This is a genomic window from Enterobacter sp. WPR_3_1 (assembly GCF_003635055.1).
Taxonomy (GTDB): domain Bacteria; phylum Pseudomonadota; class Gammaproteobacteria; order Enterobacterales; family Enterobacteriaceae; genus Enterobacter; species Enterobacter ludwigii.
Map to the genome: position 1 here is coordinate 378,871 of NZ_RBXU01000010.1, position 16,021 is coordinate 394,891.

Genomic DNA, 16,021 nt, shown 5'->3' on the forward strand with positions numbered 1-16,021 from the left:
CTTCATAGCAAAACTCTCTGTGACTTCACACTTTATCATTTTGATAATTTGCTATTAAATCCCATAATTATTTATTGATTTTTCTTAAGCCAAAAATAGTTAATTGATAATAGTGCATAGTCATTCTGCTCGCCATTTAATTATCTTCAAAATCAATAGCATAGCTAAATATGTCAAAACATTAAATTCTACAAAATAATAACAACTCCAAATAATGCCAACGGATCCTGCTTAGCTATTCACCCGCAAATATAATCAAATTAATCATTATCTGATACGAATCATGCAAATGAAAACAAACTCCTTAATAGCTATTCTCACGTGAGCAACGTCACAATATTCATTATTTAAGCGCCTACTATAAATCTCGAAATCAATTGAGCTTAGCCGCCATGTAAATAAAGACATCACATGGCGCATGCCCTTTTTATTCTGAAAAACAGTTAAAGGAATAATTATGGAAAAGCATTACGTCGGTTCTGAAATTGGTCAATTGCGTAGCGTTATGCTGCACCGCCCAAATTTAAGTCTGAAACGTTTAACGCCATCGAACTGCCAGGAGCTGCTATTCGATGATGTGCTCTCGGTTGAGCGGGCGGGTGAAGAGCATGACATCTTCGCTAACACCCTGCGCGAGCAGGGTGTGGAAGTCCTGCTGTTGACCGACCTTCTCACGCAAACGCTTGATATTGCGGAGGCCAAAACCTGGCTGCTGGAGACGCAAATCTCTGACTATCGCCTCGGGCCAACCTTTGCCGGCGACGTGCGCGGCTGGCTGGCAGATATGCCACACCGTGAACTGGCACGCAGATTAAGCGGCGGATTAACCTACGGTGAAATTCCGGCGGCCTTTAAAAATATGGTGGTGGATACCCACACGGCAAATGATTTTATTATGAAGCCACTGCCTAACCATTTATTTACCCGCGATACCTCGTGCTGGATTTATAACGGCGTGTCAATTAACCCGATGGCCAAAGCGGCCCGCCAGCGTGAAACCAATAATCTCCGGGCCATATATCGCTGGCACCCTGCATTTGCCGATGGCGATTTTATTAAGTATTTCGGCGATGAAAACATTAATTACGACCACGCCACGTTAGAGGGCGGCGACGTATTAGTTATTGGCCGCGGCGCAGTGTTAATCGGCATGTCTGAACGCACCACGCCGCAGGGCGTTGAGTTCCTCGCCAATAGCCTGTTCAAACACCGCCAGGCCGAGCGCGTCATCGCTGTGGAACTGCCAAAACACCGCTCCTGCATGCACCTCGATACCGTCATGACCCACATCGACGTGGACACCTTCTCCGTCTACCCGGAAGTGGTGCGCAAAGACGCTCAGTGCTGGACGCTCACCCCGGACGGCCGCGGTGGCCTGCTGCGCACCCAGGAAACGGATCTGCTGCACGCCATTGAAAAAGCGCTCGGCATTAATCAGGTACGCCTGATCACCACCGGCGGCGACGCCTTTGAAGCCGAACGCGAACAGTGGAATGACGCGAATAACGTGCTGACCATCCGCCCGGGCGTGGTGATTGGCTACGAGCGTAACGTCTGGACCAACGAGAAATATGACAAAGCGGGTATCACCGTGCTGCCTATCCCGGGTGACGAACTGGGACGCGGCCGCGGCGGCGCGCGCTGCATGAGCTGCCCACTGGAACGCGACGGAATTTAAAGGAGCCATCATGGAACGAAAACCCACTCTGGTTGTGGCGCTTGGCGGTAACGCATTGCTGAAACGCGGCGAGCCGCTGGAAGCGGAGATCCAGCGCCAGAACATCGAGCTAGCGGCCCGCACCATCGCTGGGCTGACGGAACAGTGGCGCGTGGTACTGGTTCACGGCAACGGGCCGCAGGTTGGGCTGCTGGCGCTGCAAAACAGCGCGTACGACAAAGTCACCCCCTACCCGCTGGACATCCTCGGCGCCGAAAGTCAGGGAATGATTGGCTACATGCTCCAGCAGGCGCTGAAAAACAATCTGCCCCAGCGTGAGGTGAGCGTCCTGCTCACCCAGGTGGAAGTGGACGCCGCCGATCCGGCATTTACTAACCCGACCAAATACATCGGCCCGGTCTACAGCGAAACCCAGGCAAAAACGCTGCAGGCGGAGAAAGGCTGGGTGTTCAAGGCCGACGGCAGCTATTTCCGCCGGGTGGTTCCCTCTCCACAGCCGAAACGCATCGTTGAGAGCGACGCCATCACGGCACTGATACAGCGCGATCACCTGGTGATCTGCAACGGCGGCGGCGGCGTGCCGGTGGTGGAAAACGCCAATGGGTATCACGGCATTGAAGCGGTGATCGACAAAGACCTCTCTGCCGCCCTGCTGGCGCGCCAGATTGAAGCCGATGCCCTGCTGATCCTGACCGATGCCGACGCGGTGTACCTCGACTGGGGCAAACCAACCCAGCGTCCGCTGGCACAGGTCACGCCGGAACGGCTCAGGGGCATGCAGTTTGACGCCGGTTCGATGGGGCCAAAAGTGGCCGCCTGCCGCGAGTTTGTCGAGGCCTGCAACGGCATCGCCGGGATCGGCGCGCTGGCCGACGGGGCAGACATTCTGGCGGGCGAGAAAGGCACGTTGATTCGCCACTGAACCGTATTTTCCCCTCACCTTCCCTCTCTCACTGTGGGCGAGGGTCGGGGTGAGGGCACCAGACAACACCATTTTAAAAGGGACGACCCAATGACCATCAATCTGAAAAACCGTAATTTCCTCAAACTGCTGGACTACACCCCGGCAGAAATCCAGTACCTGATCGACCTGGCCATCGAACTCAAAGCCGCCAAAAAAGCCGGACGTGAAAAACAAACCCTGGTCGGGAAAAACATCGCCCTGATTTTTGAAAAAACGTCCACGCGCACCCGCTGCGCCTTTGAAGTCGGTGCCTTCGACCAGGGCGCACAGGTGACCTACCTCGGCCCAAGCGGCTCGCAGATTGGCCACAAGGAGTCGATGAAAGACACCGCCCGCGTGCTGGGGCGGATGTACGACGGCATCGAGTATCGCGGCTACGGCCAGGCCATCGTGGAAGAGCTGGGCGAGTATGCGGGCGTGCCGGTGTGGAACGGCCTGACCGACGAGTTTCACCCCACGCAGATCCTCGCCGACCTGATGACCATGCTGGAGCATGCTCCGGGCAAAACCCTGCCGGACCTGAGCTTTTCTTACCTTGGCGACGCGCGGAACAACATGGGCAACTCCCTGATGGTCGGTGCCGCCAAAATGGGGATGGATATCCGCCTCGTCGCACCGAAATCGTTCTGGCCGGAAGCCGGGCTGGTTGAGCAGTGCCGCGCCATCGCCAAAGAGACCGGCGCACGCATCACGCTCACCGACGACGTGGAGGAAGGCGTACACGGTGCCGATTTCCTCTACACCGACGTGTGGGTCTCGATGGGCGAGCCGAAAGAGGCCTGGGCCGAGCGCGTCAGCCTGATGAAGCCTTACCAGATTAACGCGCAGGTGATGAAAGCCACCGGCAACCCGAACGTCAAGTTCATGCACTGCCTGCCGGCGTTCCACAACGAACACACCAAAGTCGGCCGTGAAATCGAGATGGCCTACGGTCTGAAAGGGCTGGAGGTGACGGAAGAGGTCTTCGAATCACCGAACTCAATCGTCTTTGACGAAGCAGAGAACCGCATGCACACCATTAAAGCGGTCATGGTGGCGACACTCGGCGACTAATCACCGCCCGGCGCGCCACGGGGTGCGCCGGGTACAGGAGAACATCATGGGCAAGTTCAAGTTTCCCTCCGCTTACACCATTCTCTTTTTTCTGATTGCCGTTGTGGCGGCACTGAGCTGGGTCGTGCCTGCCGGTCAGTATCAGATGGCAATGAATGAAACCCTCGGTAAAGAAGTGCCGATTGCCGGAACGTACGCGCACGTGGCAGCGCATCCGCAGGGGCTGGTTTCCGTACTGATGGCCCCCATTGCCGGGCTGTACGATCCCGTTTCCGGCCAGGCCGGGGCGATCGACGTCGCGCTGTTTATCCTGATCATCGGGGGATTTCTCGGGATCGTCACCAAAACCGGGGCGATCGACGCCGGGATCGAACGCGTAACCACCCGCCTTCGCGGACGTGAAGAATGGATGATCCCGATCCTGATGGCGCTGTTCGCGGCTGGCGGCACCATTTACGGCATGGCCGAAGAGTCCCTGCCCTTTTATACCCTGCTGGTCCCGGTGATGCTGGCCGCCCGTTTCGATCCGGTTGTCGCCGCATCCACCGTGCTGCTCGGAGCGGGGATCGGCACGCTCGGCTCCACCATCAACCCGTTTGCCACGGTGATCGCCGCTAACGCCGCCGGGATCCCGTTTACCAACGGTATCGCCCTGCGCGTGGCGCTGCTGGTGATCGGCTGGATCATTTGCGTGGCATGGGTGATGCGCTATGCCCGTAAAGTGCGGCTGGATCCGTCATGCTCTATCGTCGCAGACAAGCAGGAAGAGAACCTCGCCCACTTCCTCGGCAATAAAGGCGAGCAGTCGCTGGAATTTACCCCGGTGCGCAAAATCATTCTGCTGATCTTCGCCCTCGCCTTCGCGGTGATGATCTACGGCGTAGCGGTGCTGGGCTGGTGGATGGCGGAGATCTCGGCGGTATTTTTGGCCAGCGCCATTATCGTCGGGCTGATTGCCCGCATGAGCGAAGAGGAGCTGACCTCGACGTTTATCAACGGCGCGCGAGATTTGCTGGGCGTCGCGCTGATTATCGGCATTGCGCGCGGTATCGTAGTCATTATGGATAAGGGCATGATTACCCACACCATTTTGCACAGCGCGGAAGGGCTGGTCAGCGGGTTGTCCACGGTGGCGTTTATCAACGTGATGTACTGGCTTGAGGTCGTGCTGTCGTTTCTTGTGCCTTCTTCGTCCGGCCTGGCCGTTCTGACGATGCCGATCATGGCACCCCTTGCTGATTTCGCTAACGTCAACCGCGACCTGGTGGTTACGGCTTACCAGTCGGCCTCCGGCATCGTTAACCTGGTCACGCCGACCTCAGCGGTTGTGATGGGCGGTCTGGCGATTGCCCGTGTGCCTTACGTGCGTTACCTGAAATGGGTTGCGCCGCTGCTGGCGATCCTGACGGTGGTGATTATGGTGGCGTTAAGCCTGGGTGCCTTGTTGTAATTTGCCGGCTGGCACTGCGCCTGTCCGGCCTACGGACCGGTGCGGTGCCACCGGTTATGTCGGGAACTGATATGGGAAATATGATGGATTACGAAGACTGCTCTCCCAGAGAACAACTGCAGCTAACGGTGTGCCAGCAGCTGATCGCCGAAAAGAGTTATCTCTCCCAGGAAGAAATCCGCCGCGATTTGCAGGAGAGAGGGTTTGACAGCATCAGCCAGTCGACCGTTTCGCGTCTGCTGAAATTGCTCGGTGTCATAAAAATTCGAAATGCCAAAGGGCTAAAGATTTATTCGTTGAATCCTCAGTTGCGCCCTGCCCCCGATGCCGCGCGTACCGTTTCCGAAATGGTGGTGAGCGTGGAGCATAATAGCGAATTTATCCTTGTTCATACCGTGGCCGGATATGGCCGTGCGGTGGCGCGAATTCTGGATTATCACCAGTTACCGGAAATTTTAGGTGTGGTTGCCGGAAGCAGTATCGTCTGGGTCGCTCCCCGGGTGGTAAAGCGTACTGCGCTGGTGCATAAACAAATTAATTATTTACTCAGAACGAATTAATATTCATAAAGAACCGTTTGCATTGAGTAAAGTGTGCATTAAACCCCTTGATCCGAAAATCGAGCTGCGTATAATGCCCGACAATTTGCCGGGAGGAAGCATGGTCAAGCGTGTACGACATAACGTCTTACCGCGTCTGAAATCAGACGCTGGCCTGCCGTTTTTCTTCCCGTTGCACAATCTATTCCCAGAGCCCCTCATTTGAGGGGCTTTTTTTTGCCCGGCGTCAGGAGATAAACATGAATCCGCTTTATCAAAAACACATCATTTCCATAAACGACCTCAGCCGCGAAGAGCTGGAACTGGTTCTGGAAACCGCGGCAAAACTGAAGGCAAATCCGCAACCGGAACTGCTGAAGCACAAGGTGATTGCGAGCTGCTTCTTCGAAGCGTCGACCCGCACCCGCCTCTCCTTCGAAACCTCTATGCACCGCCTCGGCGCGAGCGTGGTAGGGTTTTCAGACAGCAGCAACACCTCGCTGGGTAAAAAAGGCGAAACGCTGGCGGATACCATTTCAGTTATCAGTACCTATGTTGATGCGATTGTGATGCGCCACCCGCAGGAAGGCGCGGCGCGTCTGGCGACCGAATTTTCCGGCGGTATTCCGGTGCTGAACGCCGGAGACGGGGCCAACCAGCATCCGACACAGACCCTGCTGGATCTGTTCACCATTCAGGAAACGCAGGGCCGTCTGGAAAACCTGAACATCGCCATGGTGGGTGACCTGAAATATGGCCGCACCGTTCACTCGCTGACCCAGGCGCTGGCGAAATTTAACGGCAACCACTTCTTCTTCATCGCGCCGGACGCGCTGGCAATGCCGCAGTACATCCTCGACATGCTGGACGAAAAAGGGATCCCGTGGAGTCTGCATGCCAGCATCGAAGAGGTGATGGGCAACGTCGATATTCTGTATATGACCCGCGTGCAAAAAGAGCGTCTGGATCCGTCTGAATACGCCAACGTGAAGGCACAGTTTGTGCTGCGCGCCAGCGACCTCGACGGCGCACGCGAGAATATGAAGGTGCTGCACCCGCTGCCACGTATCGATGAGATCACCACCGACGTGGATAAAACGCCGCACGCCTGGTACTTCCAGCAGGCCGGAAACGGCATCTTCGCCCGCCAGGCGTTACTGGCACTGGTTCTGAATCGCGAATTGGCTCTGTAAGGGGAAATGACAATGACACACGATAACAAACTCCAGGTTGAAGCCATCAAACGTGGCACCGTGATTGACCACATCCCTGCCCAGATCGGCTTTAAGCTGCTGACGCTGTTCAAGCTGACCGAAACCGACCAGCGCATCACCATCGGCCTGAATCTGCCGTCGGGTGAAATGGGCCGCAAAGACCTGATCAAGATTGAAAACACTTTCCTGACCGACGAGCAGGTTAACCAGCTCTCTCTGTACGCGCCGGATGCCACCGTGAACCGCATCGACGAGTACGAAGTGGTCGGTAAATCCCGTCCTAATCTGCCGGATCGCATTGAAAATGTGCTGGTCTGCCCGAACAGCAACTGCATCAGTCATGCTGAGCCGGTTTCGTCCAGTTTTGCAGTGAAAAAACGTGCCGATGACATCGCACTCAAATGCAAATACTGCGAAAAAGAGTTTTCTCATTATGTGGTGCTGGCCAACTAATTGAGGTTGGTAAAGGATCCCGGCCTCCCTATAATGGCCGGGAACATTTAATCAGCTGTTATTCTGGAGAAATCATGACCAAAGTACTCGCGACGGAAAATGCACCAGCGGCTATCGGCCCATACGTTCAGGGCGTTGATCTGGGTAGCATGATTATTACCTCTGGCCAGATCCCGGTGAACCCAAAAACGGGTGAAGTGCCAGAAGACGTGGCGGCGCAGGCGCGTCAGTCGCTGGAAAACGTACAGGCTATCGTGGAGTCTGCGGGTCTGAAAGTGGGCGACATCGTGAAAACCACCGTGTTCGTGAAAGATCTGAACGATTTCGCGACCGTTAACGCCACGTACGAAGCGTTCTTCACTGAGCACAACGCCACTTTCCCTGCACGTTCCTGTGTGGAAGTTGCGCGTCTGCCTAAAGACGTGAAAATTGAAATCGAAGCGATCGCCGTACGTCGCTAAGTTTCAGTCAGGGGGCAGCCGGGGCTGCCTTTACGCCCGGCAGGCAACGCGCTACCGGGCGTTTTGCTACTGATTCCGCGTCGCCCGTAGCAGCGTTTCCAGCGGATACACCGCCGCAATCACCACTTCATCCTGTATTTTCGCCGCGTTATCCAGCTCGCCCTGAATAGAGGCAATCTCGTTGTCATCCAGCGTCCCCTGACGCGCCACCAGATCCGTCAGCCGCAGGCCAATCGAGGCCAGTTTATCCACCTCCTGAATAACCGGTTTAATCGCCTTCAGTGCGTAGCTGTTTTCGCTTAATGCCAGCGCATCGCTGGTGTTGCTTTGCCAGCGGTTGAAGACGTGGCGCAGCGCGTCGGCGCTTTCCGTGTCTTCCGCGTCGCTGACCAGGCGGTCAGCCCATTTGTTCATCTGGCGCACCGTGGCACTTTCGGCGTTGAGCGCATCAGCAAACCGATTGAGCGGTTCGAACTGATGGTAATTTCCGGCCTGGAACTTAAGATGCTGACGGGTGTAATACTGCGCCGGCTCGATTGCCTGCGCGAGGATTTGCAGCGGAAGGGTATCGGCGTTATTCGCCAGACGCGTGAACTGCACCTGCTGCTGAGTATGCTGCTGCAGCCCGACCGAGACCGTCGACCAGCTGTCCATCGCCTGCAGGCGGGTGTACATATTGTCGACATCGTTAACGTCCTGCGCGGACCATAACCGCTCCGCCACCGCAAAGGTGCGCGGCCACAGGCGGATATCCAGCACCGGTGCGACCACGTTTTCCGCCCACAGCGCGGCTTCCCCGCCGAGCAGGTTCACCTGATGAGCGGCGTCCGGTACCACCGGCGGGATGCCTTTGGGGATATCGTCCAGCCGCTTGCCGCTAATGGGATAGCGGGCATTGCCCACCAGGAAATAGCCGCTCAGATTATCGTTGTCCACCGACACCACCGGGCGCGTTTCGCCCATCCAGGTATCGACGGTAAACGTCACCTGATTGTCGTCGCGCCACGCAATATCCTGTACCGCACGCCGGGATTTCCCGGCGAAATCAATAAATCCGCGCCAGCCGGAATCCCCTTTCACCAGGGTGAAACTCCCCTCCACCGGCTTGCCTTTCAGACGCGGCATGGTGAATGACCAGCTCTGGGCGCTGTCGGTGTCGCCAATCACATCCTCGCCGTTTAACCCCTGCGGCACAATTTCATTGCGGTAGTGATAGGCGGTGGACTGGGGCTGATCGAGGTAAAAGCCGGTCGAGAGAATGCCTTTATAGCCCTTCTGCGCCACCTGCCCCAGCGCGTCCTGCCCTTGCCAGGACTGGATCAAGATGCTTTTTGGCAGATCAGGATGAGCAATTTCATCCCAGCCCACCATCTGCCGGTGGTGTTTTTCGAGGATATTTTCCAGCTTGCGATTGAAATAGGCCTGCAGGGCATGGCTGTCTGCCAGTGTGTTGTCGCGCATAAACTGCTGAATGGCAGCGTTCGCTTTCCACTGGCTGTCATCCACCTCATCGCCGCCAATATGCAGATACGGATCGGGGAAGATCGCCGCCAGTTCACTGACCATCGCCTCCGCAAACTGATAGGTCGCCGCTTTTGTCGGATCCAGGACCGGTTTCAGCACGCCCCAGTGGCGTTCCATCACATACGGTCCCGGGGCGCTCATCAGTTCCGGGTAGGCCACGGCAATCGCCGAGGCGTGGCCCGGCATGTCGATCTCCGGCACCACGCGGATGCCGCGCTCGGTGGCATAGCGCACAACGTCGCGCATCTGTTCCGGCGTGTAAAACAGCCCGTCGCTGGCGAGCTGCGTGAGCTTTGGATAGCGTGTCGAGCTGAAGCGCCAGCCCTGATCGTCGGTCAAATGCCAGTGCAACACGTTGAGTTTTGCCGCCGCCATACCGTCAATCTGCCGTTTGATATCCGGCAGCGGGATAAAGTGTCGTGCCGAGTCAAGCAGCAGCCCACGCCACGGGAAACGGGGGGAATCCTCAATAGTAACCCACGGCAGAGAGGTGTTTTCCGCCCCGTTTTGTATCAGCTGGAGCAGGGTTTCCATGGCGCGCAGCGCGCCAAAACGGGTGTTGGCGGTGATATCCACGCCACTGGCATCGACCGTGAGCGTATAGCGCTCATCGCTGTCCGGCAGCGGCTGCGGCTTCACTTTTTTGGTAATGGCAATGCGGATAGTGGGCTTGTCCGGTTTAACGGCCTGCGGCTGTAGCGTCCAGCCGGTTTGCAGGGCGATGCGCTGGCGCAGACGGTTGACCGCGTCGCCGAGGTCGTCTCCGGTAACGCTGACGGAAAGGGTGTTGCTGAGTACCAGTGCGCCCTGCGTCGCGGGACGTTCAACCTTCGCAGGCCAGGGCATCAGGGGAAGGTCGCCTGCCGGAGCGGCAAACGCTGACGCGCCGAGCATCAGCCCGGCGGTTAAGAGACTGTACCGTAACATGAATGTTCCTTATCTGACGGGCCAAATAAAGGCAAAACATTCAGTTAACATGCGCTCATTTTGTCGTCAAGCGAATGCGCTGACGGAGATCACAGGTTGTTGAATTTGGGAGGAAACGTACCCCTCTCCCGTGCCGGGAGAGGGGAGAAATCACTGCCACCCATACCGACGGCTATAGAAGCCTTTGACCATCTGCGTCAGCACCATGTAGCCCGCGAGGATCGCCACCAGCCACGGGAAGTAGCTCAGCGGCAGCGCCTGCAGCTGGAGGTAGCTGGCCAGCGGCGAGAACGGCAGTGCAATGCCGAGCGCCATCACGATGCCGGTCATGACAATCAGCGGCCACGCGGCCCGGCTCTGAATGAACGGGATGCGACGCGTACGGATCATATGCACAATCAGCGTTTGCGACAGCAGCCCTACCACGAACCAGCCGGACTGGAACAGCGTCTGGTGTTCCGGCGTGTTGGCATGGAACACAAACCACATCAGGCAGAAGGTCAGAATGTCGAAGATGGAGCTGATCGGGCCAAAGAACAGCATAAAGCGCCCCAGATCGGACGGGTTCCAGCGCTGCGGCTTCTGGATCTGCTCGTCGTCCACGTTATCAAACGGGATGGCGACCTGAGAGACATCGTACATCAGGTTCTGGATCAGCAGGTGCAGCGGCAGCATCGGCAGGAACGGCAGAAACGCACTCGCCACCAGCACGCTGAAAACGTTACCGAAGTTGGAACTGGCGGTCATCTTGATGTACTTCAGCATGTTGGCGAAGGTACGACGTCCCTCGATAACGCCCTCCTCCAGCACCATCAGGCTCTTTTCCAGCAGAATGATATCCGCCGCCTCACGGGCAATGTCCACCGCACCGTCTACGGAGATACCAATATCCGCCGCACGCAGGGCGGGCGCATCGTTAATGCCGTCGCCCATAAAGCCCACCACATGCCCTTCGCGACGCAGCAGGGTGACAATGCGCTCCTTGTGCATGGGTGTCAGCCGGGCGAACAGCGTGGTGCGCTGCGCAAGCGTCGCCAGCGCATCATCGGAGAGGTGCTCAATATCACTTCCCACAACGACGTCACCCGCATCCAGCCCCACTTCATGACACACTTTGGCGGCCACCAGCTCGCTGTCGCCGGTAAGGATTTTCACGGTGATCCCGCTGGCCTTTAACGCTTTCAGCGCAGGCGCGGTGGTCTCTTTCGGCGGATCGAGGAATGCGATATAACCCTCGAGGATCAGATCGGATTCGTCGATACGCTGATAGTCCCCTTCGCGTGCAGGCAGGAATTTACTCGCCACCGCCACCACGCGCAGCCCCTGACGGTTCAGGTTATCGGTGACGCGCTTGATACGGCGCAGCATGGTTTCATCCAGCGGCACAATGTCGCCGTTATAGCGCACCTGGGTTGAGACATTGAGGATCTCCTGCAATGCGCCTTTGCAGATCAGCTGATGCACGTCCGGATGCTCGCTCACCACCACCGACATGCGGCGGCGCTCGAAGTCGAACGGGATCTCATCCACTTTCTGCCAGCGCCCGGAAAGCGTGCGGGCAGATTCTTCATCCACGCCTTCAAGCACGGCGACGTCGAGCAGGTTTTTCAGCCCGGTCTGGTAGTGGCTGTTCAGCCAGGCGCTGTGCAGCACGCGATCGCTGGTTTTGCCGGCGATATCGGTGTGGTTCTCCAGCACAATTTTGTCCTGGGTCAGCGTGCCGGTTTTATCGGTGCAGAGAATGTCCATCGCGCCAAAGTTTTGAATGGCATCCAGGTGTTTGACGATCACTTTCTGTTTTGACAGTTTGACCGCCCCGCGCGCCAGCGTGGAGGTAACAATCATCGGCAGCATTTCAGGCGTTAACCCCACGGCGACGGAGAGCGCAAACAGCGCCGCTTCCCACCAGTCGCCCTTGGTATAGCCGTTGATCAGCAGCACAATCGGCGTCATCACCATCATAAAGCGGATCAGCAGCATGCTGACACGGCCAATCCCCTTCTGGAAGGCATTCGGTTCGCTCTCCTGCTCGCTCACGCGCCCGGCCAGCTGTCCAAACCAGGTGTTGCCGCCGGTAGCGATGACCATTGCCTGCGCCGTGCCGCTGACCACCGTAGTGCCCATAAAGCAGAGGGTGTCACACTCGAGCGGGTTCATCTGCTGCGGGTCGCGGGTGCGCGCCACTTTTTCCACCGGCAGAGATTCACCGGTCAGCGAGGCCTGCGCCACGAACAGATCCCGCGCCTGAAGAATACGTAAATCCGCGGGGATCATGTCGCCGGCCGCCAGCTTCACCAGATCGCCCGGCACCAGCTGGTCGATGGGCAGCTCAACCCAGGCGTTCTCCCCGAGATCGTTAATGACGCGCGAGACGGTTGCGGTGTTGCTTACCATCGCTTTCAGGGCGTCTGCCGCGCGGGTAGAGCGGGCCTCCTGAATAAAGTTCAGCAGCGTGGAGATCCCCACCATCAGGGCGATAACCCCGGCAGCAAACAGATCTTCGGTGGCATAGGAGATAATGCCAAGCACGGTCAGCAGCAGGTTGAACGGGTTACGGTAGCAAGTCCACAGATGCACCCACCACGGCGCCGGTTTTTGCGCCGGAATTTGGTTATCGCCATGCACGGCACGGATTTTTTCCACTTCCGCCGCGTTCAGCCCCTCCGGATGCCCGCCAAAGGCACGCCAGACTTCGTTTTCATCCATCGCCGCCACGTTCAGGCAGCGTTGGCTCAGGGAAGCAGGGATCGCTGCAGAGGCCATATTTTTGGCATTTGGCAGCGGGTCGCGCTGAACAAGACGATGTGGCAGGTGGCGGCTCAGCATCGCCTGCAGCTGCCGGGTGATATTTTTAAACATAGTCATTCCCCCGCGCCCGCAAACGCGGACACAGTATTTCCTGCAGGCGTGGCAAGGCCGTACCTGACAGGCACTTAATGTTTTAAGCAGGAACGTGCAGGACGTTGCTGCCTCACATACCGGTGAGACAGCACAAAGGCTGGCTTACCGGAAAGAAAGAACGCTCCCGTTCAGGAGAAGCGTGGGATCGGGATCCATGTCACCTCCGGTAAGTAAAAAAGTAGGGTGCCGCCGCGCAGTATAAGGATTTAACCGTACCGTTTGCGGCGATTCGGGCGGTATTATACTCCCCCGCAAATAAACCGAACGTAAACCAGACTTTGCCCATAGCGAAAACACGCTATAGCATTAGGCTCTACTGACCACGTTGTCATTGTTACAGGGAATACAGCATGCAGAACCGCCTTACGATAAAAGACATCGCGCGTTTAAGCGGCGTGGGGAAATCCACCGTATCGCGCGTGCTCAACAATGAGAGCGGTGTCAGCGAACGCACCCGCGAGCGCGTCGAGGCGGTAATGAATCAGCACGGTTTTTCCCCTTCCCGCTCTGCGCGCGCCATGCGCGGGCAAAGTGACAAAGTGGTTGCCATTATCGTCTCGCGTCTGGATTCCCTGTCCGAGAACCTCGCCGTTCAGACCATGCTGCCCGCCTTTTATGAGCAGGGCTACGACCCAATCATGATGGAGAGCCAGTTCTCCACGCAGCTGGTTGAAGAGCATCTGGGTATGCTCCAGCGGCGCAACATTGACGGCGTGGTGCTGTTCGGTTTTACCGGCATCAAAGAGGAGATGCTGAAGCCCTGGCAGGCGTCGATGGTGATGCTGGCGCGCGATGCCCACGGTTTTGCCTCCGTCTGTTACGACGATGAGGGGGCGATTATTACCCTGATGCAGCGTCTGTACGATAAAGGCCATCGCCATATCAGCTACCTCGGCGTACCGCATGCGGACGTTACCACCGGCAAACGGCGTCACGAGGCCTACCTGACCTTCTGTAAACAGCACAACCTTTCCGCCGTCGCGTCTCTGCCGGGTCTGGGAATGAAACAGGGCTACGAGCAGGTCGCCAGCGTGCTGACCCCGCAGACCACGGCGCTGGTGTGCGCCACCGATACCCTGGCGCTGGGCGCGAGTAAATATCTTCAGGAGCAACGCATAGAAGGGCTGCAGATCGCGAGCGTAGGCAGTACGCCGCTGATGAAGTTTCTGCACCCGGAGATTATCACCGTCGACCCGGGCTACGCCGAGTCAGGCAGGCAGGCCGCTGCACAGCTGATCGAGCAGATTAACGGGCGTGCTGAGCCGCGTCAGATCGTGATTCCCGCCCACCTTTCATAACCCTCGCTTATCAGTTTATTGTGATCTTCGCCCGATTTAGGGAACGTTCCCATTTTCGCCGTCACGCTGAAGGAGTAGGCTTGCGCTCAGGTCATTACCCCCCTCACCATCGGTCATGAGGTTTCATGATGAGTAAAGTCAAACAAGAAGATATCGACCAGTTGATTGTCCTGGTAGGCGGCCGTGAAAACATCGCGACCGTCAGCCATTGCATTACCCGCCTGCGCTTCGTGCTGAACGATCCGGCCAAAGCCGATCCGAAAGCCATTGAAGCGCTTTCCATGGTTAAAGGCTGCTTCACCAACGCCGGTCAGTTCCAGGTCGTCATTGGTACCGAAGTGGGCGATTACTATCAGGCTCTGCTGGCGACAACCGGGCACAGTTCAGCCGACAAAGAGCAAGCCAAGAAAGCTGCACGCCAGAATATGAAATGGCACGAGCAGTTGATTTCCCACTTCGCGGAGATTTTCTTCCCGCTGCTCCCGGCGCTGATCAGCGGGGGTCTGATTCTGGGCTTCCGCAACGTTATCGGTGATGTGCCGATGAGCGACGGCAAAACCCTGGCGCAGATGTACCCGGCGCTGAAAACCGTTTACGACTTCCTGTGGCTGATTGGCGAAGCGATCTTCTTCTATCTGCCGGTCGGGATTTGCTGGTCAGCGGTGCGCAAAATGGGCGGTACGCCGATTCTGGGTATCGTGCTGGGCGTCACGCTGGTCTCTCCGCAGTTAATGAACGCTTACTTACTTGGTCAGCAGGTGCCTGAGGTGTGGAACTTCGGTCTGTTCACCATCGCGAAAGTGGGCTATCAGGCGCAGGTTATCCCAGCCTTGCTGGCCGGTCTGACGCTGGGCTTTATTGAAACGCGCCTGAAACGCATCGTACCGGATTACCTCTATCTGGTGGTGGTGCCGGTCTGCTCCCTTATTCTGGCCGTCTTCCTCGCCCATGCGTTTATCGGTCCGTTTGGCCGCATGATTGGCGACGGCGTTGCCTTCGCGGTACGTCACCTGATGACCGGCAGCTTCGCGCCGATTGGTGCCATGCTGTTTGGCTTCCTGTACGCCCCGCTGGTGATCACCGGCGTGCACCAGACCACGCTGGCGATTGATATGCAGATGATTCAGAGCCTGGGCGGTACGCCGGTCTGGCCTATCATCGCGCTGTCTAACATTGCGCAGGCCTCGGCGGTCACGGGCATTATCCTGGTCAGCCGCAAGCATAACGAGCGTGAGATTTCTGTTCCGGCCGCCATCTCCGCCTACCTCGGCGTCACCGAACCGGCGATGTACGGTATCAACCTGAAATACCGCTTCCCGATGCTGTGCGCGATGATCGGCTCCGGTCTGGCAGGCCTGGTATGCGGTCTGTACGGTGTGATGGCGAACGGGATCGGTGTCGGCGGTCTGCCTGGTATTCTCTCCATCCAGCCCGCATTCTGGCAGGTGTTTTCCCTGGCAATGGTCATCGCGATTGTCGTCCCAATGGCTCTCACCACCGTGGTTTACCAGCGTAAGTACCGTCAGGGCGCGCTGCAGATTGTTTAACTTCATCTTTCG

At 57.3% G+C, this 16,021-nt stretch carries 13 protein-coding genes and 1 pseudogene; 11 read left to right on the forward strand and 3 right to left on the reverse strand.

Annotation, left to right across the window (positions count from 1 at the left end; all coding sequences use genetic code 11):
• Positions 1-457 precede the first annotated feature (457 nt).
• From arcA to BJ887_RS13450, 5 genes are all read left to right on the forward strand, one after another.
• Positions 458-1,678, forward strand: coding sequence for an arginine deiminase (gene arcA / locus BJ887_RS13430; protein WP_020885388.1), 1,221 nt, complete (start codon positions 458-460; stop codon positions 1,676-1,678).
• Positions 1,679-1,688: 10 nt separating this feature from the next.
• Complete coding sequence (arcC, locus tag BJ887_RS13435; protein WP_121339986.1) at positions 1,689-2,600, forward strand: carbamate kinase; 912 nt, start codon at positions 1,689-1,691, stop codon at positions 2,598-2,600.
• Between the two features lie 90 nt (positions 2,601-2,690).
• Complete coding sequence (argF, locus tag BJ887_RS13440; RefSeq protein ID WP_121339987.1) at positions 2,691-3,695, forward strand: ornithine carbamoyltransferase; 1,005 nt, start codon at positions 2,691-2,693, stop codon at positions 3,693-3,695.
• 46 nt (positions 3,696-3,741) lie between these two features.
• Entirely contained in the window at positions 3,742-5,145 is a 1,404-nt protein-coding gene (locus BJ887_RS13445) for a YfcC family protein (protein ID WP_020885390.1), read from the forward strand.
• 80 nt (positions 5,146-5,225) lie between these two features.
• Positions 5,226-5,705 carry an arginine repressor gene (locus BJ887_RS13450; RefSeq protein WP_025205741.1) on the forward strand — a complete coding sequence of 160 codons (480 nt, stop codon included), beginning with the start codon at positions 5,226-5,228 and terminating at the stop codon, positions 5,703-5,705.
• Positions 5,706-5,708: 3 nt separating this feature from the next.
• Here the strand turns inward: BJ887_RS13450 and BJ887_RS23345 are convergent.
• Positions 5,709-5,826: pseudogene (locus BJ887_RS23345) on the reverse strand (hypothetical protein).
• Here BJ887_RS23345 and BJ887_RS13455 point away from each other — a divergent pair.
• From BJ887_RS13455 to ridA, 4 genes are all read left to right on the forward strand, one after another.
• Positions 5,806-5,910 carry a pyrBI operon leader peptide gene (locus BJ887_RS13455; RefSeq protein ID WP_168769597.1) on the forward strand — a complete coding sequence of 35 codons (105 nt, stop codon included), beginning with the start codon at positions 5,806-5,808 and terminating at the stop codon, positions 5,908-5,910. The pseudogene BJ887_RS23345 and the gene BJ887_RS13455 overlap by 21 nt on opposite strands.
• 34 nt (positions 5,911-5,944) lie before the next feature.
• Positions 5,945-6,877, forward strand: coding sequence for an aspartate carbamoyltransferase (gene pyrB / locus BJ887_RS13460; protein ID WP_014168402.1), 933 nt, complete (start codon positions 5,945-5,947; stop codon positions 6,875-6,877).
• A gap of 12 nt (positions 6,878-6,889) precedes the next feature.
• The gene (pyrI, locus tag BJ887_RS13465) at positions 6,890-7,351 is read left to right on the forward strand and encodes an aspartate carbamoyltransferase regulatory subunit (protein ID WP_025205744.1); all 462 of its coding nucleotides are present in this window, start codon (positions 6,890-6,892) and stop codon (positions 7,349-7,351) included.
• A 74-nt stretch (positions 7,352-7,425) separates the two neighbouring features.
• Positions 7,426-7,812, forward strand: coding sequence for a 2-iminobutanoate/2-iminopropanoate deaminase (ridA, locus tag BJ887_RS13470; protein WP_014168399.1), 387 nt, complete (start codon positions 7,426-7,428; stop codon positions 7,810-7,812).
• A 66-nt stretch (positions 7,813-7,878) separates the two neighbouring features.
• Here the strand turns inward: ridA and BJ887_RS13475 are convergent, their stop codons facing one another.
• Both BJ887_RS13475 and mgtA read right to left on the reverse strand, forming a co-directional pair.
• Complete coding sequence (locus BJ887_RS13475) at positions 7,879-10,263, reverse strand: beta-N-acetylhexosaminidase (protein ID WP_121339988.1); 2,385 nt, start codon at positions 10,261-10,263, stop codon at positions 7,879-7,881.
• 150 nt (positions 10,264-10,413) lie between these two features.
• Positions 10,414-13,122 (reverse strand): magnesium-translocating P-type ATPase, encoded by a 2,709-nt coding sequence (gene mgtA, locus BJ887_RS13480; RefSeq protein WP_050737609.1) that lies wholly within the window; start codon positions 13,120-13,122, stop codon positions 10,414-10,416.
• Positions 13,123-13,514: 392 nt separating this feature from the next.
• Here mgtA and treR point away from each other — a divergent pair, with 392 nt between their 5' ends.
• Both treR and treB read left to right on the forward strand, forming a co-directional pair.
• Positions 13,515-14,462, forward strand: a complete 948-nt coding sequence (treR, locus tag BJ887_RS13485; protein ID WP_014168396.1) for a trehalose operon repressor TreR — start codon at positions 13,515-13,517, stop codon at positions 14,460-14,462.
• Positions 14,463-14,590: 128 nt separating this feature from the next.
• Complete coding sequence (treB, locus tag BJ887_RS13490; protein WP_025205752.1) at positions 14,591-16,009, forward strand: PTS trehalose transporter subunit IIBC; 1,419 nt, start codon at positions 14,591-14,593, stop codon at positions 16,007-16,009.
• Positions 16,010-16,021: the final 12 nt, after the last annotated feature.

Bases quoted from the DNA above. Each gene is read 5' to 3' on its own strand.
- BJ887_RS13455 (WP_168769597.1), top strand. From the start codon at position 5,806: ATGGTCAAGCGTGTACGACATAACGTCTTACCGCGTCTGAAATCAGAC.
- treB (WP_025205752.1), top strand. From the start codon at position 14,591: ATGAGTAAAGTCAAACAAGAAGATATCGACCAGTTGATTGTCCTGGTA.
- arcC (WP_121339986.1), top strand. From the start codon at position 1,689: ATGGAACGAAAACCCACTCTGGTTGTGGCGCTTGGCGGTAACGCATTG.
- argF (WP_121339987.1), top strand. From the start codon at position 2,691: ATGACCATCAATCTGAAAAACCGTAATTTCCTCAAACTGCTGGACTAC.
- pyrI (WP_025205744.1), top strand. From the start codon at position 6,890: ATGACACACGATAACAAACTCCAGGTTGAAGCCATCAAACGTGGCACC.
- BJ887_RS13445 (WP_020885390.1), top strand. From the start codon at position 3,742: ATGGGCAAGTTCAAGTTTCCCTCCGCTTACACCATTCTCTTTTTTCTG.
- BJ887_RS13475 (WP_121339988.1), bottom strand. From the start codon at position 10,263: ATGTTACGGTACAGTCTCTTAACCGCCGGGCTGATGCTCGGCGCGTCA.
- arcA (WP_020885388.1), top strand. From the start codon at position 458: ATGGAAAAGCATTACGTCGGTTCTGAAATTGGTCAATTGCGTAGCGTT.
- ridA (WP_014168399.1), top strand. From the start codon at position 7,426: ATGACCAAAGTACTCGCGACGGAAAATGCACCAGCGGCTATCGGCCCA.
- pyrB (WP_014168402.1), top strand. From the start codon at position 5,945: ATGAATCCGCTTTATCAAAAACACATCATTTCCATAAACGACCTCAGC.
- treR (WP_014168396.1), top strand. From the start codon at position 13,515: ATGCAGAACCGCCTTACGATAAAAGACATCGCGCGTTTAAGCGGCGTG.
- mgtA (WP_050737609.1), bottom strand. From the start codon at position 13,122: ATGTTTAAAAATATCACCCGGCAGCTGCAGGCGATGCTGAGCCGCCAC.
- BJ887_RS13450 (WP_025205741.1), top strand. From the start codon at position 5,226: ATGATGGATTACGAAGACTGCTCTCCCAGAGAACAACTGCAGCTAACG.